The organism is Chitinophagales bacterium (assembly GCA_020635995.1).
Classification (GTDB): domain Bacteria; phylum Bacteroidota; class Bacteroidia; order Chitinophagales; family UBA8649; genus JAFMKE01.
Genome location: JACJYS010000002.1, coordinates 66,543 through 88,537, shown reverse-complemented (window position 1 = coordinate 88,537; position 21,995 = coordinate 66,543). Strand labels below are relative to the sequence as shown.

At 33.0% G+C, this 21,995-nt stretch carries 15 protein-coding genes; 12 read left to right on the top strand and 3 right to left on the bottom strand.

Annotated elements, in window-relative coordinates; translation table 11 throughout:
* Nucleotides 1-17 precede the first annotated feature (17 nt).
* The 6 genes from H6578_04425 to H6578_04400 are packed head-to-tail and all read left to right on the top strand — an operon-like array spanning nt 18 to nt 12,957.
* On the top strand, nt 18-7,343 hold the full coding sequence (locus H6578_04425; protein ID MCB9226395.1) for a PKD domain-containing protein: 7,326 nt from the start codon (nt 18-20) through the stop codon (nt 7,341-7,343).
* Nucleotides 7,344-7,354: 11 nt separating this feature from the next.
* Nucleotides 7,355-8,368, top strand: coding sequence for a PorP/SprF family type IX secretion system membrane protein (locus H6578_04420; GenBank protein MCB9226394.1), 1,014 nt, complete (start codon nt 7,355-7,357; stop codon nt 8,366-8,368).
* A gap of 24 nt (nt 8,369-8,392) precedes the next feature.
* Nucleotides 8,393-8,890 carry a histidine phosphatase family protein gene (locus tag H6578_04415; GenBank protein ID MCB9226393.1) on the top strand — a complete coding sequence of 166 codons (498 nt, stop codon included), beginning with the start codon at nt 8,393-8,395 and terminating at the stop codon, nt 8,888-8,890.
* Between the two features lie 41 nt (nt 8,891-8,931).
* Nucleotides 8,932-10,044, top strand: coding sequence for a DUF3524 domain-containing protein (locus H6578_04410; protein ID MCB9226392.1), 1,113 nt, complete (start codon nt 8,932-8,934; stop codon nt 10,042-10,044).
* Nucleotides 10,041-12,092, top strand: a complete 2,052-nt coding sequence (gene ppk1, locus H6578_04405; protein MCB9226391.1) for a polyphosphate kinase 1 — start codon at nt 10,041-10,043, stop codon at nt 12,090-12,092. Before H6578_04410 ends, ppk1 begins: the two co-directional genes overlap by 4 nt.
* Complete coding sequence (locus tag H6578_04400; GenBank protein ID MCB9226390.1) at nt 12,085-12,957, top strand: rod shape-determining protein; 873 nt, start codon at nt 12,085-12,087, stop codon at nt 12,955-12,957. The genes ppk1 and H6578_04400 overlap by 8 nt, the downstream gene beginning before the upstream one ends.
* 62 nt (nt 12,958-13,019) lie before the next feature.
* Here the strand turns inward: H6578_04400 and H6578_04395 are convergent, their stop codons facing one another.
* Nucleotides 13,020-13,850: a hypothetical protein gene (locus tag H6578_04395; protein MCB9226389.1), complete on the bottom strand. Its 831-nt coding sequence runs from the start codon at nt 13,848-13,850 to the stop codon at nt 13,020-13,022.
* Between the two features lie 165 nt (nt 13,851-14,015).
* Here H6578_04395 and gldA point away from each other — a divergent pair, with 165 nt between their 5' ends.
* The 6 genes from gldA to H6578_04365 all read left to right on the top strand — a co-directional run bounded on the left by gldA (nt 14,016) and on the right by H6578_04365 (nt 20,209).
* Nucleotides 14,016-14,912, top strand: coding sequence for a gliding motility-associated ABC transporter ATP-binding subunit GldA (gldA, locus tag H6578_04390; protein ID MCB9226388.1), 897 nt, complete (start codon nt 14,016-14,018; stop codon nt 14,910-14,912).
* Nucleotides 14,912-15,640, top strand: coding sequence for a gliding motility-associated ABC transporter permease subunit GldF (gene gldF, locus H6578_04385; protein MCB9226387.1), 729 nt, complete (start codon nt 14,912-14,914; stop codon nt 15,638-15,640). Before gldA ends, gldF begins: the two co-directional genes overlap by 1 nt.
* Nucleotides 15,637-17,340, top strand: a complete 1,704-nt coding sequence (gene gldG, locus H6578_04380; GenBank protein ID MCB9226386.1) for a gliding motility-associated ABC transporter substrate-binding protein GldG — start codon at nt 15,637-15,639, stop codon at nt 17,338-17,340. Before gldF ends, gldG begins: the two co-directional genes overlap by 4 nt.
* Nucleotides 17,337-18,356, top strand: a complete 1,020-nt coding sequence (locus H6578_04375; protein ID MCB9226385.1) for a hypothetical protein — start codon at nt 17,337-17,339, stop codon at nt 18,354-18,356. Before gldG ends, H6578_04375 begins: the two co-directional genes overlap by 4 nt.
* Before the next feature lie 517 nt (nt 18,357-18,873).
* Nucleotides 18,874-19,992, top strand: coding sequence for a DNA polymerase III subunit beta (gene dnaN, locus H6578_04370; protein MCB9226384.1), 1,119 nt, complete (start codon nt 18,874-18,876; stop codon nt 19,990-19,992).
* A 4-nt stretch (nt 19,993-19,996) separates the two neighbouring features.
* Nucleotides 19,997-20,209 carry a hypothetical protein gene (locus tag H6578_04365; protein ID MCB9226383.1) on the top strand — a complete coding sequence of 71 codons (213 nt, stop codon included), beginning with the start codon at nt 19,997-19,999 and terminating at the stop codon, nt 20,207-20,209.
* An 83-nt stretch (nt 20,210-20,292) separates the two neighbouring features.
* Here the strand turns inward: H6578_04365 and H6578_04360 are convergent, their stop codons facing one another.
* Nucleotides 20,293-20,871 carry a hypothetical protein gene (locus H6578_04360; protein ID MCB9226382.1) on the bottom strand — a complete coding sequence of 193 codons (579 nt, stop codon included), beginning with the start codon at nt 20,869-20,871 and terminating at the stop codon, nt 20,293-20,295.
* 90 nt (nt 20,872-20,961) lie between these two features.
* Complete coding sequence (locus tag H6578_04355; protein ID MCB9226381.1) at nt 20,962-21,789, bottom strand: UDP-2,3-diacylglucosamine diphosphatase; 828 nt, start codon at nt 21,787-21,789, stop codon at nt 20,962-20,964.
* Between the last annotated feature and the right edge of the window lie 206 nt (nt 21,790-21,995).

Below are 21,995 nucleotides of genomic sequence, written 5' to 3'. Positions count from 1 at the left end.
CTTTGAATATTTGATTTATGTTGAAACGATTACTTTTTCTATTAGCTTGCTTTTTATTTTTTGTTGGTGTAAATGCTCAAACGGCATCTTTTACGGCAAACCAAACTTCGGGTTGCCCAAATCCCATGCTACTGTCATTAACAAGTACCAGCACAGGTGGTCCTTTTAGTTCTTATGCTTGGACGTTGACTGGTCCTGCCGGATTTACAACGCAAACTTCAAGTTCAAATCCTTTTACAACAACGTTATCTATTCCGGGTTTTTATAGCGTAACACTTACTGTATGCAATGGACCTAATTGTGATACTGAAACGCAAACTAATTATATTGAAGTTTTTGAACGTCCTACTATAAATATGAACATAGGAAATCATTCAGGTTGTCCGCCATTAGAAGTTTGTTTTGATGGAACTTTCACAGCAGGTTGTGGTACGGTGGCATCTTCATTTGTAGATGTTAGAGATGGAACGGTATATAATAATGTTGAAGATTTCTGTCATACTTTTACAAACTCTGGAACTTACACAAATTTTGTAGTAGTTGTAGAAAATTCTTGTGGTTGTTCTACATCTCAAACTTATAGTGATGTTGTTAGTGTTACTTCAGCACCTGTCGCTAATTTTACACAAAATAATTCATCAGCTTGTAATGCACCTTTAACCGTTACATTTACCAATACTTCTACAAATACTGTGGCAGGGAGCACTTATGAATGGAATATCCCGGGAGAAGTAAGCGGTGCAACTACACAAAATTTAACACATACTTTTAATACAGCAGGTAGTTATGATGTTCAATTGATAGTAACTAATCCTAATGGGTGTAGTGATACTATAACAGAAATAGCTTCTGTAGTAATAGGAAATCAAAATGCCAATTTTTCAAGTTCAGATTCTACAGTTTGTGTGGGTCAAAGTGTTAGTTTTTCCGATTTGTCTTCTGGTAGTCCCACATCTTGGACATGGACTTTTGAAGGACATGGGACTTCCAATAACCAAAATCCTTCTGTAACGTTTAATACTGCTGGCACGTGGGATGTAACTTTAGATGTAGCTTATAGTGGTGGTTGTACGGGAAGTATTACTATACCTAATTTTATAACAGTACTGCCAAGACCTGTGAATAGTTATACTGTTTCAAGTGCAAACGGCTGTCAAACGCCTTTTACTACAACTTATACAAGTACGGCAACAAATGCAACTTCTACAACGTGGAGTTTCCCAGGAGGAACACCAAGCACATACATAGGAAATGGACCAATAAATGTTACTTATAATTCTTTTGGGAATTATAATATTACTATGACAAGTACAAATAATGGACAGTGTCCTGTTACTAATACATATAGTAATGCAGTACAAGTTAATCCTTTAACAATTGATATTACAGCAGATGATGGAGGTGGATGTATTCCTCATACTCCTAATTTGAGTTACACCGTTACTCCAAGTCAAACAATAGCCAGTCAAACATGGACATTATCAGGTAGCGATATCGGTTCTTCTACATCGGCTACACCAAGCCCAACTTATAATACGGAAGCTTGTTTTGATGTGCAATTACAGGTTACAACTACTAGCGGTTGTACAGCCAGTGTTACGGAAACTAATTTTATCTGTGCGGGTACTCAACCAACTAATACTTTTACATATACGCCAAGTTCGGTTTGTTTTGAAGAGCAAGATGTATGTTTAACTTATACGGGAACAGGAGCTGATACTATTTTTTGGGATTTTGGAGATCCTTCTCCTCCCGTGTGGACGGCAGATGACGAAAGTGCTTGTTATACATACAATCAAGAATCTGGAACATTTACTTTAACAATGGTAGCGATAAATAACGGTTGCCATTCAGATACTGCCTTTGCTGTTGATGCTATTACGGTAAATGAGCCTGTTTCTTCCTTTACTTCAGCATTTGCTGGATGCAGTAATTGGAATACTTTTAATTTTACAGATGCTTCAACAGGTGCTGATTCTGTTTTTTATACTTTTGGAGATCCAACTACAACAAACGATACGTCAAGTTTAAGAAATCCACAATGGGTATATCCACCTGATGATACTATTAGAACATATACAGTAACTCAATATACATATAATTTTACTACGGGTTGTGAGCATCAAAGTACAAATACAATTAGTGTTTATCCTCCTATGGCAGAATTTATTACAGTGAGTGGAATAAATGTAGGTTGTAGCCCTTTTAATACTTATTTTAGAAATGTTTCACCTTTTATTGGTAGTACAGCAAGATGGAATTATGTAGGAACTTATCAATTTTCAGGAGGTGGATACAATAGTATTTGGGAATCAGGTAATGTTCCATCTCAAGGATTTAATATCGGAAGTCATACAATAACCATGTTAAATACAGATAATAGAGGCTGTGCAGATACTGTTGTTAAACAGGATTATATCCAAGTTCACGGAGTAATTATAGGATTTATACCTTCTTCAAATTCAGTATGTTTGCCTCAATCTGTTAGTTTTACCGATACTTCTTCAGCACCATTAAGCTATGTCGCTCGTTGGCACTGGGATTTTGGAGATCCATACACGCTATCAGATACCTCCAACGTTCAAAACCCTAACTACACATATACTTTACCAGGTACTTATATTATAACGCTCACTGCAACGGATAGTTTTGGTTGTTCTGCTACAGCTTATGATACTATTAATGTATATAATCCACAAGCTAATTTTGAATTATCAGATACTTTTATTTGTAATAATCAGCAAGTTTCCATAACTAATAATTCTACAGGAGCTAATTTAACTTATGATTGGCAATTTGGAGTTGGTGCAACACCTACTTCTGATAATACTCAGACACCACCGAATGTTACCTACAATACAGAAGGAATATATGGAGTTTATTTAGAAGTAACAGATTCCGTAGGTTGCACCGATGATACCACGGTAAATGTTCACGTTTTTGATCCTGTACTTCAAGCTACCTCAAGTGAAGATTCTATTACTTGTTTCTCTAATGTTACACCTATAACGTTTACAAATACTTCATATAATAATATTGATTCTTCATCTGTATTTTGGAATTTCGGTAATGGCGTTACATCTACTACAATAAGTCCAACGGTTATTTATAATGTAGCGGGCACTTATCAAGTTACTATGTCTATTGCTACAAACTCGGGCTGTAGAGATACAATAATTGTTGACTCTATCTACGTTGGTGGTCCTTATGCCAATATCAATATAATAGATAGAGATTCTATTTGTTATTGTGAAACAGTTAGTTTTGAAATTACTACCGTTAACTCACCAAATGTAGTATTTTTATATGGCGATGGTAATTCTATAAATTACAATCCTGTAGGAGTGCTTGGAGACACAATAATTGACACTTTACAATATCAATATTGTAATTTAGGAGATTATATTCCTTCAGTATTTATAGATGACGGCACATGTTCTGGTTTGGTTTCAAATGACACTGTTCATGTAGATAGCCTTGTGGTTGATTTTGATGTACAAAATTATTCAATATGCGATACTGGAACGGTATGTTTTACAGATATGTCTTATCACGAAATAGCAGGAAATACAGCATTTACTTCTTGGTATTGGGATTTTGGAGATGGTAATAGCTCTACTGTTCAAAATCCTTGTCATCTATATACCGATACAGGATTTTTTGATGTTAAACTTGTGGTAGTTAGTGATTTTACTTGTACAGATTCTATCGTACATCAGATATACATACCGCCAAGCCCTACAGCTCAATTAGACCGCTCAGCCCCAAATGGGTGTGTAGGTATAACTATCAGTTTTTACGATTCATCTCAAGTAAGCTCAAATACTTATATAAATACTTGGCATTGGGATTTTGGAGACAATTCAATTTTAACAGATACTGCCAATACTCAGCACACATCATATCAATTTAATACTGCCGGTTTATATTGGGTTTCATTAACCGTAACAGATACTTTTGGTTGCTCTTCCATTGATTCAGTTCAAATTGAAGTATTTGATTTGCCTATAGTTTCGGCAGGATTAGATACTACTATATGTTTTGGAGATAGTACTATCTTACAAGCTAACGGGGCAATAACCTATGATTGGCAGCCTCTTTACAATATTTTTAATGAAAGTACTGCAAATCCAACAGTTTATCCTGCTATAGACACAGCTTATTTTGTAGTAGGTACTGATATTAATGGTTGTGAAAATAACGATACAATATTTGTTAAAGTAAATAATATTCAAGCTAATTTTTATGTAGATAGTGTTTGTTTAAGCACTCCGTCAAATTTCACGGATTTATCAACTTCAGATACAACTATTAATTCTTGGCAATGGGATTTTGACGAACCTTCAAGTGGAATAAATAATACATCTAATGTGCAAAACCCAACTCATACTTATGGGACAAATGGAATTTATAATGTTACATTAAGTATATCTGATGAGGCGGGTTGTAATAGTGATACTACATTACCTGCTATTGTTTTTGATATTCCTATGGCAAGCTTTACCGCAGACTCTGTTTGTATAGGCTTAGCAAATACTTTTAATGCCGATTCTTCTTATGGTGGCGGTGCTCCAATAATAGATTATTTTTGGAATTTTGGTCAAAACCCGGAAGATACCAGCCATATTGCAAATCCAACATTTACTTACGATAATCCTGGGTTATATAATGTATGTTTAACTGTTATTACAAGTCAAAATTGTGTAGGAAATACAGATGATACTTGTTTTACAGTTCAAGTTTATCCACTACCTAATGTAAATGCTGGAAACGACCAAATTATATGTGAAAACGATAGCGTACAATTATTAGCTACAGGAGCTTTAACCTACACATGGTCGCCTAATTATCAAATTTCTGATGTCAATGTTACAAATCCGTGGGTTAAACCATTAGTTGATACATCTTATATAGTATCGGGTACAGATGCAAATACTTGTGTGAATACCGATACGGTTAGTGTAAGTGTTAATTTTGTAACAGCATATTTTGAAGCAGATAGCGTATGTGTTGGTAATTCAAATAGTTTCAATGATTTATCTGTAGCAGATGGGAATATTCAATCTTGGAGTTGGACATTTGATGACCCTTCAAGTGGTGCTAATAATACTTCTATACTTCAAAATCCTACACATACTTATGCTACCGCTGGTACTTATAATGTGGAACTAAGTATAACAGATGATAATGGATGTACTGATGACACAATTGTGCAAGTTGTAGTTTTTGATGCACCTATGGCTTCTTACACAGCAGATTCTGTTTGTTTTAATCAAGCAAATACTTTCAATTCATCATCTTCTTATGCTGGTGGAGCTACTATAGTAGATTATTTTTGGAATTTTGGTCAAAATGTAGCAGACACTAGCCATTTAGCTAATCCAACATTTACTTATAATAATGCAGGGTTATATAATGTGTGTTTAACCATTACTACTAATCAAAATTGTGCAAATAATTTTGATGACACTTGTTTTACCGTTCAAGTTTATGAACTTCCACAAGCTTCTTTCTCTGTTGACAGTGCTTGTATGGGTAGCAATAATACTCTTGTTAACTCTTCAACAGATGGAAATGATGCTCTAATAAACAGTTCATTTTGGAATTTTGGACAAAATGTTACAGATACCTTAACTATAAGCGGAGCACCTTCAAATACTCAGTTTACTTACGATACTTCTGGAGTTTATAATGTAACGCTAACAGTTACTGACGAAAATATGTGTCAGTCAAGTGTTTCTCAAAATGCTTATGTTTATAATGTGCCTGTGGCAAACTTTAATTACACTTCAAATTGTCAAAATCAAGAAAATGATTTTATTGCATTGCCTACAAATGTTACAACAGCTATAACATACACTTGGAATTTTGATGAAGGTGCCGGATATGTTTTAGGAGATAGTGTAGAAACCTATTCTTTTACAAATGCAGGAGTACATAATGTAGCTTTAATAATTGAAAATATAGCAGGTTGTTCTGATACTTCATTGCAAACAATTAATGTGAGTGCCGCACCAACAGCTATAATTACTGGAGATACTGTAGTTTGTAATGGTTCAAGTACGCAGTTGTCGGGAGCTAACTCTATAAGTTCAGTTCCTATAACTGTATATGATTGGAATATTAGTCCAAGTCAAACATCTACAATTACCTATTTGCCTAATGGAGATAATACCGTTACTTTAGTAATAACTAATGCCGATGGTTGTATTGATTCTACTTCGGTATTTATTGATGTTGTAGCAAATCCAAGTGTAACTATAGTTGCAGACCCTGCTTGCGAAGATATTCCTATAAATATGGAAGCAGACGTAACTTTAGGCGATGCTAATGTAAATATTTATAATTGGACGGTAGTAAATACGGCAAATAATACTTCTACATACAGCACTAATCCAATTTCGTACACAGCTACGGGTATTGATACGCTTACTGCCACAGTAGTAGTACAAGATGAAAATGGATGTGTAGATTCTATAACTCAAACCATACTTGTAGATGAACAAGCTACGCTTACAATTTTGCAAGATGAGTTTTTAATTTGCCCTAATGAAACGGTATATTTAAGTTTAAATGATAATATCATATTTTCTTCAACAGGCGGTATTGGAAATGTAGCAATAAGTCCAATCGTAGGTGCTGAAATATTTACCGCAGATAGTTTTGCATTGAGTCCTTCTTCTACTACTAATTATACCATAACCGTAAGTAGTGTACTGGGCAATTGTCCAGACGATAATGATAATGTGATAACTGTGGGAGTGGCACCTACTCCATTTATAGAGTTAAATGCCGTTCCAAACCCTGTTATAGCGGGAGCAGTAAGTGAAATAAGTGCAGCCGTAGTGCCATTTAATTTTAATACAGATAGTTTAATATGGGAAGATGTAAACGGTACATTAAACAGAACTTTAGGGTTTGAAATAGAGGCAACTCCATTAGAAGAAACTACCTATCCGGTTCATTTAGTATATGCTTACGATTCACTAATGTGCAGAATAGATACCAGCATAACCATACAAGTAATAACAGAATGTGGACCCGAGTTAGTATATGTTCCTAATATTTTTACACCAAATAATGATGGCAAAAATGATGTATTTAAACTGACAGGATACGGCATACAAACCGTTAATTTCTTACGAATATTTGATAGATGGGGACAAATAATGTACAACGGAGAAAACGTAGGAATGAGTGGTGGATATATGGATGACGGGTGGCATGGAGATAATAAAGGAGGCAAAGCGTGCAACTCCGGAGTGTATGTATATTATTATGAAATAATATGCACCAATGGCGATATTGTTAAAGGAAGTGGAAATGTTACACTAATTAAATAATGAGGGAAACTATGAAAAAGATACTTTTATATATAGCAGTTTTTATTTTTAGTGTAGCTACATTAAACGCTCAAGATATACATTTTACTAACTACAATGCACAGCCCTTGGTTTTAAACCCTGCCATGACAGGCATGAATGGTTGCGATTGGAGAGTAGGAGCTAATTTTAGAACACAATGGTTGGGCGTTTCAGAAGGCAATACTTATAGAACCGTTTCAGCTTTTGCAGATATTGCCGTAGGAAAACCCACTAAATATTCTAATTTTGGAGGTGTAGGACTTTCTTTCTTTTCTGACCAAGCTGGCGATTTAAACTATAATACCAATAGAGTAGATTTATCTTTTGCCTACCACTTTATTATTAACAAAAAACAGTCTATTTCAGCAGGTATTCAAGGGGCATTTATACATAGAAGCTTTAATCAAAGCAAAGCTTTGTATGAATTTGATCCTATAACGGGAGAACCTGTTTTAGCTGCTGCCGAATCTTTTGATGCAAGCACTAAAATGTATGGTGATGCCAACTTAGGTTTTTTATATTCTATAGAACCTAAGAAAAATACCAATTACTATATAGGCATAGCTTTACACCATTTAAACCAGCCTAATATTTCTAGTTTTAATATAAATAGAGATAAAACCGAAAGAATGTATATGAAATTTACATTGCACGGAGGAGCTTTAATTCCAATGGGTAAACAGCTTGGAATAATGCCGGGTTTTATGTTTTTAAAACAAGGTCCAACATTTGAAGCCAACTTATCTACCTATTTTAAGTACCGCTTTAGCCAAGTGCCAAACAATAAAAATGCAATATATTTTGGAGCGGGATATAGAGTGTTAGATGCCGTATTTTTGGGAGCAAGAGCCGATTTAGGTGGTTTTCAAATACACTTTAGCTATGATTTAAACGTATCTAAACTAACGGGAGCTTCTAAGGCAAACGGAGGTCCTGAAGTAGCTGTCATTTACACAGGTTGCTTAAATAGAAAGAATAGCCAAAGATATTGCCCTAATTTTTAATTGAAAGATAACTATCTTTAAGGTGTGAAAACCTTTATATTAATCAGACATGCAAAATCATCTTGGCAAGACGCACATCTTGTTAAAGATATAGATAGGTCGTTGAAAGATAGAGGGATAATAGATGCTATAGATATGGCTTCTCGTTTAGAGCAAAAACAGATTGCACCTCAAAAAATAGTAAGTAGCGATGGAATTAGAGCCTTGCACACCGCTATTATTTTTGCCCGAAAACTACACGTTAAATGTGATAAAATAGAAATAGACAGTTCACTTTTTCATTGTAATGTTAGTGATATTGAAAGTGTAATTCATAGTCAAAATAGCAACGTAAACACATTAGCTGTTTTTTGTCATAATCCAAGTATTAATGAATTTGCATCAAAATATATTCCTTATTTTTACGAAAACGTGCCCACTTGTGGTGTTTTGTGTTTTAGTTCAGAAATAGAAAATTGGAGTGATTTTTCATCTAAAAACACTAATTTGCTTTGGTTTGATTATCCTAAGAATTCAATTTGATACATCTATCTCTCTAACCTCTCACAATCTATAAATCTACAATGAACATCCTTTTTATAGAACCTTTTTATGGTGGCTCGCACAAAAAATGGCTGGATGGCTTAGTAAAAAATAGTACGCACAATATAAAAACATACACACTACCCGATAGATTTTGGAAATGGCGTATGCATGGTGCAGCTCTTCATTTTGCACAAAAATATAATGAAGATAATTATGTGGCAGATTTAATAGTAGCTTCCGATATGTTAGATTTAAGTACTTTTTTAAGCCTAACACGCCCAAAAACCGCTCATACTAAAACAGCTATATATTTTCATGAAAACCAACTGACCTACCCTTGGTCGCCTACAGATGAAGACACCCGGCTACAAAGAGATAGACACTATGCATTTATAAATATAACCAGTGCATTAAGTGCCGATGCTGTTTTATTTAATTCTAACTACCACAAAGAGAGTTTTTTAAATGAAATTCCTAAATTTTTAAACGCTTTTCCCGATTATCAAGAAACTTGGGTAGCCCAAACTATTGCTCAAAAAAGTAAAATGCTGCATTTAGGTATGGATTTACAAAAGTTTCAACATTTTAAACCTCAAAATAAACCTTACCACAAAAGAGCTGTGGTGCTTTGGAATCATCGCTGGGAATACGATAAAAATCCACAAGATTTTTTTGAAAGTTTAATAACCTTGCACCACAATGGAATAGATTTTAACTTGATAGTATTAGGCGAAAAAACAAATACTTACCCTCCTATTTTTGATGAAGCAAAAGAAATATTAAAAGACAAAATCTTACATTGGGGTTATGCAGAAAGTGAAGAACAGTATATTTCTTTGCTTTGGCAGTCCGATATTTTGCCGGTTACTTCAAATCAAGATTTTTTTGGCGGAAGTGTGGTAGAAGCTATGGCTTGCAATGTTTTTCCTTTGCTTCCCAATCGTTTGGCTTATGCAGAGCATATACCGCCAGCTTATGCTAAAACTTTTACTTATGATAACTTAAATAATTTTGTAAAAAGATTGCAACGCCTCATCTTTGATGTAAATGTAGTACGTAAACAAAATATACAGCAGTGGGTATGGCATTATGACTGGAACAACTGTATAAAAAACTATGACAATACATTTGAATTGATTTTGAATAAATGAAAGAAAAAAGATTTATAAATAGAGAAATAAGTTGGCTGGCATTTAACGATAGAGTGCTTCAAGAAGCTGCCGATGCAAAAGTTCCTTTGTTAGAACGTCTTAGATTTTTGGGTATATACTCAAATAATATGGATGAATTTTATAAAGTTCGTGTTGCCACTATAAGGCGTATGCAAGGTGTGGGAAAGCAGGCTAAGCAAGAAATTAAATTTAAGCCCAAAGCTTTGCTAAAAGAAATAGCCGAAAGAGTAAAAAAACAGAACACAAAATTTGATGAAATTTATGAGAAAATAGAAAAAGAGCTTGAAACCGAAAAAATATTCATAATAAATGAGAAAGAATTAAACAAAGAGCAAAAATCTTATGTGAAACATTATTTTTATAATGAGCTTCGCCCTAAGCTGGTTCCTATTATGCTTCATTATATAAAAAACTTTCCACGCTTAAAGGAGCAAGCCATATACTTAGCGGTAAATATGCAGCAAGCAGAAAACAAAGAGTCTATTTACTCTCTGATAGAAATACCTACTACTACGCCACGTTTTGTGGTATTGCCAAAAGAAGAAGATAAAAACTATGTTATTTTGGTAGATGATATAATTAGAGCTTTTGTACATACTATTTATCAGCAGTTTGAATATGAAAGTATAACTGCTCACTGTATAAAAATAACCCGAGATGCAGAGCTTGATTTAGATATAGATATTTCTAAAAGTTTAATAGAAAAAATAGAGCAGAGTGTAGAGGCACGAAAGCGTGGCGAGCCTGTTCGCTTTGTTTTTGATAAAGAAATAGATAAAGACTATTTGTCTTTTTTGTTGGGTAAACTACAACTTACCGAAACAGAAAATATAATAGCAGGCAAAAGATACCACAATTTTAAAGATTTTATGGGTTTCCCCAATTTTGGCAGAGAAGATTTGAATTACCCCAAAGTTTCGCCATTAAATTTCCCCAAATTTAATAGAGCCAAAACCATTTTTGATGTAATAGATAAAGAAGATATTTTATTGCATTATCCGTATCAAAAATTTTCTTACTTAATAGATTTTATACGCGAAGCAGCTATAGACCCACATGTTACCACCATAAAAATGACATTGTACAGAGTGGCAAACAACAGTATGGTAGTAAATTCTTTAATAAATGCAGCTAAAAATGGAAAAAATGTAATAGTAGTGGTAGAAGTTCAAGCTCGTTTTGACGAAGAATTGAATATATATTGGGCTAAAATAATGCAAGAGGAAGGCATAACCATTATTTATGGTGTGCCGGGTTTAAAAGTGCATTCAAAGCTGTGTTTAATCACTCGGGTGGTTAATGATAAAAGAACGCGATACGCTAATTTCAGTACAGGAAATTTTAATGAAAAAACAAGTACTATTTATTCCGATACATCTTTATTTACTTCAGACGAAAGACTGACTTATGAAGCCAATAAAGTTTTTAGATTTTTTCAAAACAACTATAAAATATACAATTATAAGCATCTGCTGGTGGCACCGCACCAAAGTAGAACTAAGTTTTATGAACTGATAGACCAAGAAATTAAAAACGCTGCCGAGAAACTACCGGCAAGTATTTTTGCTAAAATGAACAGTTTGGTAGATTATGAAATGATAGAAAAATTATATTATGCAGCAAATAATGGCGTAAAAATTAAATTGATAGTAAGAGGAATAAATTCATTGGTGCCATATTTAGAAGAACTGCACAGCAATATAGAAATAATAAGCATAGTAGATAAATATTTAGAACACAGCAGAATATTTGTTTTTCATAATAATGGCGAAGAAAAAATATATTTATCTTCTACCGATTGGATGCAACGCAACTTAGATTTTAGAGTAGAAGTAAGTTTCCCTATTTATGACGAAAAACTGAAAGAAGAAATAAAATGGTTTTTAAATAACCAGTGGAACGATAATGTAAAAGCCAGAAAATTAGATGGAACATTGCGAAATTTGTATGTTAAAAACCGAAAAGAGAAAATTAGAAGTCAAATAACTTTTTATAATTACTTAAAAGAAAAACATAAGAATGATTAAGTTTACCAAAGTAGCCGCTATAGATATAGGTTCTAATGCCATGCGTTTATTAATAAATGATGTAATAGAAAGTAAAGATGAAAAAAAGTACATAAAGGAAAGTTTAATAAGAGTGCCTGTAAGATTGGGTACGGAAGTATTTACTAAAGGAGAAATAAGCGAAGAAAGCAGAGAAAGGTTAGTACATTCTGTAATGGCTTACAAACATTTAATGGTAGCTCATGGTGTAAAATATTTTAGAGGCTGTGCCACCAGTGCCATGAGGGAAGCCAAAAATGGAAAAGAAATTATAAAAAGTATAAAAGAAACCACGGGTATAAACATAGAAATAATAGACGGGCAAGAAGAAGCGGCTATAATATATGCCAACCATATAGAAAAACTTATAGCAGACGATAATGCTTATTTATACGTAGATGTGGGAGGCGGAAGCACTGAACTTACAGTAATAAATAAGGGAGAAATAGTGGCGGCAAAATCATTTAAAATAGGCACTTTGCGTATTTTAAACGATATGGTAAATCAAGAAATGTGGAATGATTTAAAGGCTTGGTTAATGGAAAATTTACCTCACGGAAAAGTAGATTTAATAGGCTCTGGAGGAAATATAAACAAAGTAGCAAAAGTATCGGGCAAAGACGTATCAAAACCGGTAAGCTATACCTATTTAAAGAAGTATTTTAAAGAGTTGCAGAAATACAATTATGAAGAGCGTATTTTAAAACTTGACCTAAAACCTGACCGTGCAGATGTGATAATCCCTGCCATGCAAATTTTTACATCTATAATGAAATGGACAAAAGCCACTAAAATTTATATTCCTAAAATGGGATTAGCAGATGGAATAATAAAGCAGTTGTATTAGAACAAAAAAAACCTACTAAGAAAATACTCAGTAGGTTTTTAATAGGTTTGAATTAGTTTAATTTACTTTGTGGCAGAATACGATAAGTTTCCATTAACAACAATTGAACTACCACTAGCACTACCTAAGGTAGCATTTCCTGTAATTGCTGTATTAGAACCATTAAATGTTATATTATCATTTATTAATAAATCAACAAATCCCAATAAATTATAAGATTGATTTGTAATTACAATATTTGAACCACTTTCAATACCTTCCACAGTAGGATTTACATTAATTCCATTGACGTCAAAATCATAGGTTACGTCAAAAACTCCTGAACCGTCAAATGTTTCTTGAACAGTTATTTCCATTGGTAAATTTGTAAATGTTGTATCTAATACAGAAGTTATAAAAATAGGACCACTTCCATAACCATTATACGTTCCATTTTTTGGAGATGGATTAATGACAGTATTATCATCTTCAGCAGTAGCAGTAAATGAAAATACTTGGCTATAATCTGAATTTTCAAACGAAGCACTTATGGCTCTAACTCTCCAATAAAATGTTGCATCATTTCCAGGATTTGGATTCTCCAAATAAAAATACTCATCAGAGTCAGCAGTTACATAGTCCTTTATAATTGAAGAAGCTTCAAAATTTTGATTAGTAGCAATTTCAATTTTATATTCATCAGCATTTTCAACATTACCCCAATCAAAATCTACATACACATGATTTTGATTATTGAATAAAATCATAGAAAACTGCCCTACGTTTATGCCGTTAGATGGAGTAAGTAACTCAGGAGTATCTAACTTGTTTGTGTTATTATCCTCATCTTTTTTACAAGACGAAATAGTAGTTACTATAAGTAACAGAATAAAAAGTTTGTTAATTGATTTCATTTATAAAATTTTAGTATTAGTAATTTCGGTAAAGATAGTATAAATATTAATTGTATGCAAAAAAAATATCATTATTTTATTAGGATTGTTATAGACTAAATATTCCCTATCAAAAAAAATGTTAAGCATTTCCCATAAATAAAGAAAAGCATAACTTTGTGTGCTATGTCGGTAAAGGTATCTAATCTTACTAAACAATACGGAGAGCAACTTGCTGTTAATCACATCTCTTTTGAACTTAACAAAGGCGAAGTGCTTGGTTTTTTAGGTCCCAATGGTGCAGGCAAATCTACCACCATGAAAATGATAACCGGGTACATAGAACCTACCGAAGGCACTATAGAAGTTTGTGGTATCAATCAGCAAGAAAATCCTTTGCAAGCTAAAGAAAAAATAGGCTATTTACCGGAAAATAATCCACTATACTACGATATGTACGTAAAGGAATATTTAGGTTTTGTGGCAAACTTATATAAAATAAAAAACAAAAAAGAACGCATAGCTCAACTTATAGAAAAAACAGGTTTAGAGCGTGAACAGCACAAAAAAATAGGGCAACTATCTAAAGGATACAAGCAGCGTGTGGGCATAGCACAAGCCATGATACACAACCCCGATGTACTTATTTTAGATGAGCCTACAAGTGGTTTAGACCCAAATCAGTTGGTTGACATTAGAAACTTAATAAAAGAATTGGGCAAGGAAAAAACAGTTATACTTTCTACGCACATTATGCAAGAAGTGGAAGCCATGTGCCAAAGGGTTTTAATTATTAATCAAGGCAAAATAGTAGCTAATAATAAAGTAGAATCTATAAAAAATACGGGTACTAAAACCATCAATGTTAAATTTAAACTTAAAACAAATAAAACTCAACTGCCTGTGCTTGAACAAGTTCAGTTTGAATTTTTGGGCAATGGATTTATAAAAGCCACAAGCAAACAAAAACAAAACTTAAGCGAAGATATTTTTAATTATTGTGTACAGCATCAGCTCACTTTGCTTCATTTAGAGCAAGAAAACCAAAGCATGGAAGATGTATTTAAAGAGTTAACCAAATAATGTTAGGCGTATTTTATAAAGAAATAAAACAGTTTTTCAGTTCGCTGGTTGGGTACATTGCCATAGGTATATTTTTAGTGCTTAGTGCTTTGTTTACTTTTGTGTTTCCCAGCACGTCAGTTTTAGATAGTGGTTTTGCCACCTTAGATACTTTTTTTAGCAATGCACCGCTTTTTTACTTGTTTTTAATTCCCGCCATTACCATGCGTTTGTTTGCCGAAGAATATAACAAAGGAACCATAGAGCTACTTATTACCAAACCACTTACCGAAAATCAAATAATAGGAGGCAAATTTTTAGCAGCCGTAGCAGTTGTTGTTTTTGCTTTGTTGCCCACACTTGTTTATTATTTTAGCATAAAAAAAATAGCTTTTCCTGTCGGAAATGTTGATACAGGTGGCATAATGGGTTCATATATGGGTTTGTTGTTATTAGGTATTGCATTTGTGGCCATAGGCACTTTTAGTTCGGCATTAACCAACAATCAAATTATTTCATTTTTAGTAGCCGTTTTGCTTAGTTTTTTGTGTTATATGGGTTTTGATTTTATAGCCCAACTACCTGTTTTTGCCGGAAAATTAGATTATTTTATAGAGCATTTAGGTATGAATACGCACTACCTATCTATGAGTAGAGGCGTTATAGATACAAGAGATTTAGTGTATTTTATTAGTATCGCTTTAAGTTTTTTATTGTTCACTAAAATGGTTTTAAACCTAAAGAAATGAAAGCAATAAAAAAACATATAAATACGGTTATTGTGTTGGTTATATTGCTTGTGCTCAATATAATTTCAAGTAAAATATATAAACGTTTTGACCTAACAGAAGAAAAAAGATATTCTATTTCTAATAGTACCAAAGATTTTCTTAAAAACTTAGATGATGTAGTCACTATCAGAGTTTACCTTACAGGCAATCTCCCTTCGGGAATGAAAGAATTGGAAAAAAGTATAGAAACCACACTTAATGAGTTTAAGGCTTATGCCGGTAGCAATTTGCAATACACTTTTGTAGATTTGAGCAAATACGATAAAAAAACGCAAGAAGAAGAAGGCAAAATTTTATACAAAAAAGGACTAACGCCCATCAATTTAACCGTAGTAGAAAATGGCGAGCAAACACAGCGAGTAATATTTCCCGGAGCAGTTATAAGCTATAAAGGCAGAACCATAAGCACTAATTTGTTAGAAAATAAAGTGGGAGCCGACCAGTTTGATATTCTTAACAATTCTATTGTATTACTTGAATATAAATTTGCTAATTCTATACAAAAACTTCAGCGTACACATCCGCCATTGGTTGCTTTTAGCACAGGGCATGGGGAGGTAACACAAGAAAATTTAGGCGAAGCCATACAAGAACTGCAAAGCAAGCAGTTTGCCGTTTCTACTATAGATTTAACCGTAGGTTATAAAATAGATGCTATGGTAGATGTTTTAGTTATACCAAACCCTACACAAAAATTTAACGAAAAAGAAAAATACAAAATAGACCAATATTTAATGCGTGGCGGTAAAATAATTTGGCTTTTAGACCACATGGCAGTAAATATGGACAGCTTAAACGGCAAAGATTTCTTTTTGGCAAATGCCAGAGATGTTAATTTAACAGATATGCTGTTTAAGTATGGTGCCAGAATTAATGACGATTTAATTTTAGACTTGCAAAATACTCGTTTGCAAATTCAAACCGGAATGGCTAATAATCAGCCACAAATGCAGTGGTTCAATTGGCCTTATTTTAATTTAATGATAGGCAATTCCGGCAATCCGGCATCAAGAAATTTAGCACCTATCACCGGCTCTTTTACCAGCAGTATTGATACAATTAAAAACAAAAATGTACAAAAAGAAATACTGCTAACCTCATCAGAGTATAGCAAGGCACTTTTTGCTCCCGTTAGAGTGTATATTGGTATGGTAAAAGACCAACTCAACCCGGCTATTTTTCAGCAAAAAAATATACCTACGGGCGTTTATTTAAGCGGGCAGTTTGAATCGGTTTTTGATGATAGAGCTTTTGCGGGAGCTTATGCAGAAATGACAGATACTATTGATGATTTAAAATATATAGATGTAAGTAGCCCCAATGCTAAAATGATAGTAGTGAGCGATGGCGATTTGATAACAAATAAGAAAGCCAGAGGAAAAACTTTGCCCGTAGGATATGCCACTTATGGCAATGAAAACAAACCTATGGTTTTTGATAATTTGCCGTTTTTTATGAATTGTGTAGAATATTTATTGGACGATAATAAGTTGATAAACACTAGAAGTAAAGAAATAAAACTTCGTCAGTTAGATGCTACTAAAGTGAAAGAAAGCAAAAAATCTATACAGATACAAAACTTGCTTTATCCACTTATTGCCATTTTAATTTTTGCTTTTGCATACGGATTTATCAGAAAAAGAACTTACGCCAAATGAAAAAAACTTTAAGCTATATTATAATACTTGCCACATTATTACTGGCAGTATATTTTTTATTTTTTTACAATAATAAATCTGTAGAAGAGCAAGAGAGAGATTTTGCTGTGCAAGACATGGAAAGCTTAAGCCAAATAGATTTAAAAGATAGAAACGGCAACGAAATAATATTGAGTAAAAAAGATGGGAAATGGTTGCTGAATAACAAATATGATGTTAGAGAAAGCATACTAAATGAAATGTTAAAAGTAGTAAACACTATGGAAGTAGTAAGTGTAGTTCCTAATGCAGCTCAAGATAATATTTTAAAAGAGATGATTTCAAATTCTATAAAAGTGAGTTTGTATAAAAATGGCAGTAAAAAACCTTTTAAAGAGTATCATGTGGGCGGAGCTACTCATGAGCAAGACGGCACGTATGTTTTTATGGAAATAAACGGCAAAGCCGCATCAAAAGCATACATAGCTAAAGTGCCGGGTAGGAGAGGCTATTTTACCTACCGATTTACACCACAAGAAAGCGAATGGCGTAGTTTGCAATACACAAAGCTTTTGCCACAAGAAATAAAAAATATAAAATTAGAATATTTAGAACCGGAGAATAAAGAAGAATCATTTAATATTAGTAGAGATAACGGAAATTTTACTTTAACAGCAAATGGGAAAAGTTATACTAATGAACAAATAAACCAGCAAGTGGCAAGTATTTTATTCGGTTCGTTTTCAAATTTAAGCTACGAGAGTTTCCAAGAAGATTATAAGGATAAAGAAGAAGTACTGAAAAACTTAGGCTTTGCAAGATTGAGTATAGAAACTACTACTGGCGAAACAAAAAATCTAATTTTGTACCACATGCCACTAAAAATGGGAGATAGATTAATAACAAAAGAGGGCAAAGACAATGAATACAATGCCGAGCGTCTTTTTGCTTTAAACGAAGAAAATAACTTATTTGCAAGTGTTCAAATTTATGTGTTTAAAGATATTTTGGTAAAAGGAAGTACATTACTAAACTAATTTAACTAAATGTGCTACTGAACTTAACTGCTGCAATCAAGTGAAAAAGCAATCTCCTTATATTCTTTTTTCCGTTTAGGGTCTCTCGTAGAGAACCCTAAACTACACTTAAAGTTACAAAATTGTTGCGTGAGACACGCACCATGGCGAAAAAGTAAAAGATCACAAACTGTATTCAAATTACTTAAACGTCCCAAGATGCTACCTTAAAGTATAAATTATTTGCTCTATGGAGATTCTTTGCTCCGCTTAGAAAGACGAACAAAAATTAATATTATGCGTCATCCTGATGAAGCGGAGCGGAAGAAGGATCTCATAATAGTTTTTCATATAGAGATTCTTCGGCATTTGTCTATTACGTATATCCATGCGATATTGCTCTATCGGCATAAAATTCAAAATAGATTAATCTATTTTGTGTTAACAATCGCTATAACTTTTTCATTCATTGCACTAAAATTTAAAAATTAAATTCTTTTCTACCTATATTTGTAGGAAATATAAATTAATATAAACTATGCGTTTTGTTGTATCTACTACACAATTGTTAAAAAAATTGCAATTAATACAAGGTGTTATTAGCACCAATACGGTTTTACCTATTTTAGAAGATTTCCTTTTTGAAATACATGAAGGAAAAATAAAAGTATATGCCACTGATTTAGAAACCTCTATGAGTACTCAGTTAGACGCAGAAGCCAAGGAAGATGGAAAAATAGCTATTCCCGCTAGAATACTTTTAGATACATTAAAAACACTACCGGAGCAGCCGCTTACTTTTTCTTATGATGACAAAACTTTTGCTATAGAAATTAGTTCATCTACGGGTAAGTATAAATTGGCTGGAGAAAATCCTGAAGATTTCCCTAAAATACCTTTAGCCGATGATGCCGCAGAAGTAGGTATGCCGTCAGAAGTGCTGGGCAATGCTATTAATCAAACTTTGTTTGCTGTTAGTAATGATGAGCTAAGACCTGCCATGACAGGCGTTTATTTTCAGTTGCAACCCGATGGCGTTACTTTTGTTTCTACAGATGCTTCAAAATTAGTGAAATACAAAAGAAGCGATGTAAGTAGTGAAGAAGCCACGGCATTTATAGTACCTAAAAAAGCATTACAATTATTAAAAGGTAGTTTGCCTACAGAAGATACCCGAGTAACCATAAATTATAATTCGTCAAATGCATTTTTTCAGTTTAACGATACTTTGTTAATATGTCGTTTAGTAGATGCTAAATATCCGGATTATAATGCAGTTATTCCCGTAGATAATAATAATATACTGACACTTAACCGAGTTGATTTTTTAAACACACTAAAAAGAATAAGTATATTTTCTAATAAAACCACTCATCAGTGCGTTTTAAATATATCAAGCAATGAGTTAAAAGTATCTTCTCAAGATTTAGATTTTAGCAATGAAGCTTTTGAGCGTTTAAATTGTTCATATACTGGCGATGATTTAGAAATAGCCTTTAATTCTCGTTATTTGTTAGAAATGCTAAATGTGCTTGAAACAGAAGAAATTAAAATAGAATTATCTACCGCTACCAGAGCAGGTATTTTAGTGCCGGGCGAAGTAGAAGAAGGCGAGCAGTTACTAATGTTAGTAATGCCTGTGATGTTAAACCACTAAGAAAATGAAGAAATATTTTTTAATAGCCATATTTAGTTTTTTTGTATTAGGTGTAAGTTTGCAGAGTTGTCATAAATCAACATGCCCAACTTATGCTACAAGTAAACCTACCAAAGGGACAAAAAAAGCCATTAAAAAAGCAAGAGCCGCTTACGATAAAGGCAATGCTAAAAAAGACAGAAAAACCGCTAAAGGAAAAGCCAGTTCTGGTTTGTAAAAATATTAGATGATATATATTAAAAATGCCGAACAAAATTTGTTCGGCATTTTTTTAGCTTATCTATTGTATAGGGAAACCACCTATCCTTCAATAGGCTTCATATATACATTTACAAAATTTTTCATTTTGTATTCTATAAGTTTACCATCTTTATAGGTGTAAAAGTTGTCTGCTCCATCTACAGTAGTTTTATAAGTGCTTGCATCTACTTTTTCTATAGGTACAAAAATATTCATTCGTTCTACATAAGCTTCTTTAATGCCCACAGGCTCTTTAAAAAAGAAGTGCGTAGTAGTATATTTTACAGGCTTTGGCACAGCCGATTTTTTACCGTCTAAATAAAAAAATTGTTTACCATCTTCTTTAGTTACTTTTATTGTTTGTTTCTCCCCATCGTCAATTTTTATTTGGTTCAAACTCTCTAACAAACCATTTTTCATAACAATATCCATATCCGTGTGGTTGGTTTTGTCTTTAAACATTACTTTAGCTTTAGCATTAGTAATTAAGTCTATTTTTTCCACGCCATTTTGTATGGTTCTGTTCATATCGCCTTTGCCTATTACATTGCCAAACAGTATAATATCGTACTGCTGTTTTTGGGCAAAGGAGCATAAAATAAATAATAAGGACGCAAGTAAAGAAATTCTTTTCTTCATGATTAAGGTGTTTTTTATAATGTTAAAATGCAAAATAAATGCCAAACTTGTTGGTTCCTATTATTGCAAGGTTAAGGTTTTTTTAATATTCTATTTGAATAAAAATGGATTTATGTCTTCATCGTTAAAATTCATGTTTTTTAATGTTGATTCGTAATGATTATAATTAAAATCATAACGATATAAATGCCAACTTTTATTGTAATACTCCAAAGAAGTACAGTTTTCTGTCCAGTCGCCACTGTTTAAATAATTAACTTCTCTTTCGTTTTTTATAGAGCAAAGTGTAGTTATTCCCGGGCGGTGAACATGACCGCACAGCAGGTTATCAATTTCATTTTCAGCAGCTTCTTCTATATATACTTGCTCAAAATCGTTAGATTTTTTTATTCTACTTTTTGTTTTGTCTTTTAATACCTTGGTAAAATTTAAGGTATTTTTTTTACCTAAAAAGTTTTCCCATTGGTTAATAAGTCTGTTAAATCCTACAACGGCATCGTAGGCTTTTCCTGCTCTTATGGCCAAATTTCTACTTCTGCCACTAATGGTTTTGTCATATTTATCGCCATGCATAAACCAATTTTTTTTGCCGTCTATTTCCAGTACTAATTCATTTTCTATAAAAAAGTTGTGAAACTTAAATCCTGTAAATTGTTTTAAATAATCGTCATGGTTTCCGGGCAAATAATAAATAGGCGTGCCGTCTATCATTAATTGAAAAAAGTAGGACATTACTTTGGTGTGTTTTTTAGGCCATTTTTTTAAATCTAAAAGCCAAATATCAATAATGTCACCATTTAGAATGAGCATTTCGGGTTTTACAGATTTTAGATATTTTAATAGTCTGCCTGCTCTACATTGGTTGGTGCCCAAATGCAAATCTGACAAGACTAATATGTCTAATTTCCGCTGTTTCATTTTTTACTAATATAGAAAAAATAATTGTTTGCATTAAATTTAGCATTTTATTTTAAATATGCCTAATAAAAAAAGCGATAGCACTAATGCACTATCGCTTTTATAGTAAAATATAATGACCGTGGCTATGAGTTGGGTATTTTATGCCCTAATTTTTCGGTTTGAACCGACCTTTTATTTATATTTTCAGTTAAACACCTAAAAAA

Coding starts and splice junctions, on each gene's coding strand:
- H6578_04360 (MCB9226382.1), bottom strand. CDS start 20,871: ATGAAGAAAAGAATTTCTTTACTTGCGTCCTTATTATTTATTTTATGC.
- H6578_04420 (MCB9226394.1), top strand. CDS start 7,355: ATGAAAAAGATACTTTTATATATAGCAGTTTTTATTTTTAGTGTAGCT.
- H6578_04375 (MCB9226385.1), top strand. CDS start 17,337: ATGAAAAAAACTTTAAGCTATATTATAATACTTGCCACATTATTACTG.
- H6578_04395 (MCB9226389.1), bottom strand. CDS start 13,850: ATGAAATCAATTAACAAACTTTTTATTCTGTTACTTATAGTAACTACT.
- dnaN (MCB9226384.1), top strand. CDS start 18,874: ATGCGTTTTGTTGTATCTACTACACAATTGTTAAAAAAATTGCAATTA.
- ppk1 (MCB9226391.1), top strand. CDS start 10,041: ATGAAAGAAAAAAGATTTATAAATAGAGAAATAAGTTGGCTGGCATTT.
- H6578_04410 (MCB9226392.1), top strand. CDS start 8,932: ATGAACATCCTTTTTATAGAACCTTTTTATGGTGGCTCGCACAAAAAA.
- H6578_04365 (MCB9226383.1), top strand. CDS start 19,997: ATGAAGAAATATTTTTTAATAGCCATATTTAGTTTTTTTGTATTAGGT.
- gldF (MCB9226387.1), top strand. CDS start 14,912: ATGTTAGGCGTATTTTATAAAGAAATAAAACAGTTTTTCAGTTCGCTG.
- gldA (MCB9226388.1), top strand. CDS start 14,016: ATGTCGGTAAAGGTATCTAATCTTACTAAACAATACGGAGAGCAACTT.
- H6578_04400 (MCB9226390.1), top strand. CDS start 12,085: ATGATTAAGTTTACCAAAGTAGCCGCTATAGATATAGGTTCTAATGCC.
- H6578_04425 (MCB9226395.1), top strand. CDS start 18: ATGTTGAAACGATTACTTTTTCTATTAGCTTGCTTTTTATTTTTTGTT.
- gldG (MCB9226386.1), top strand. CDS start 15,637: ATGAAAGCAATAAAAAAACATATAAATACGGTTATTGTGTTGGTTATA.
- H6578_04355 (MCB9226381.1), bottom strand. CDS start 21,789: ATGAAACAGCGGAAATTAGACATATTAGTCTTGTCAGATTTGCATTTG.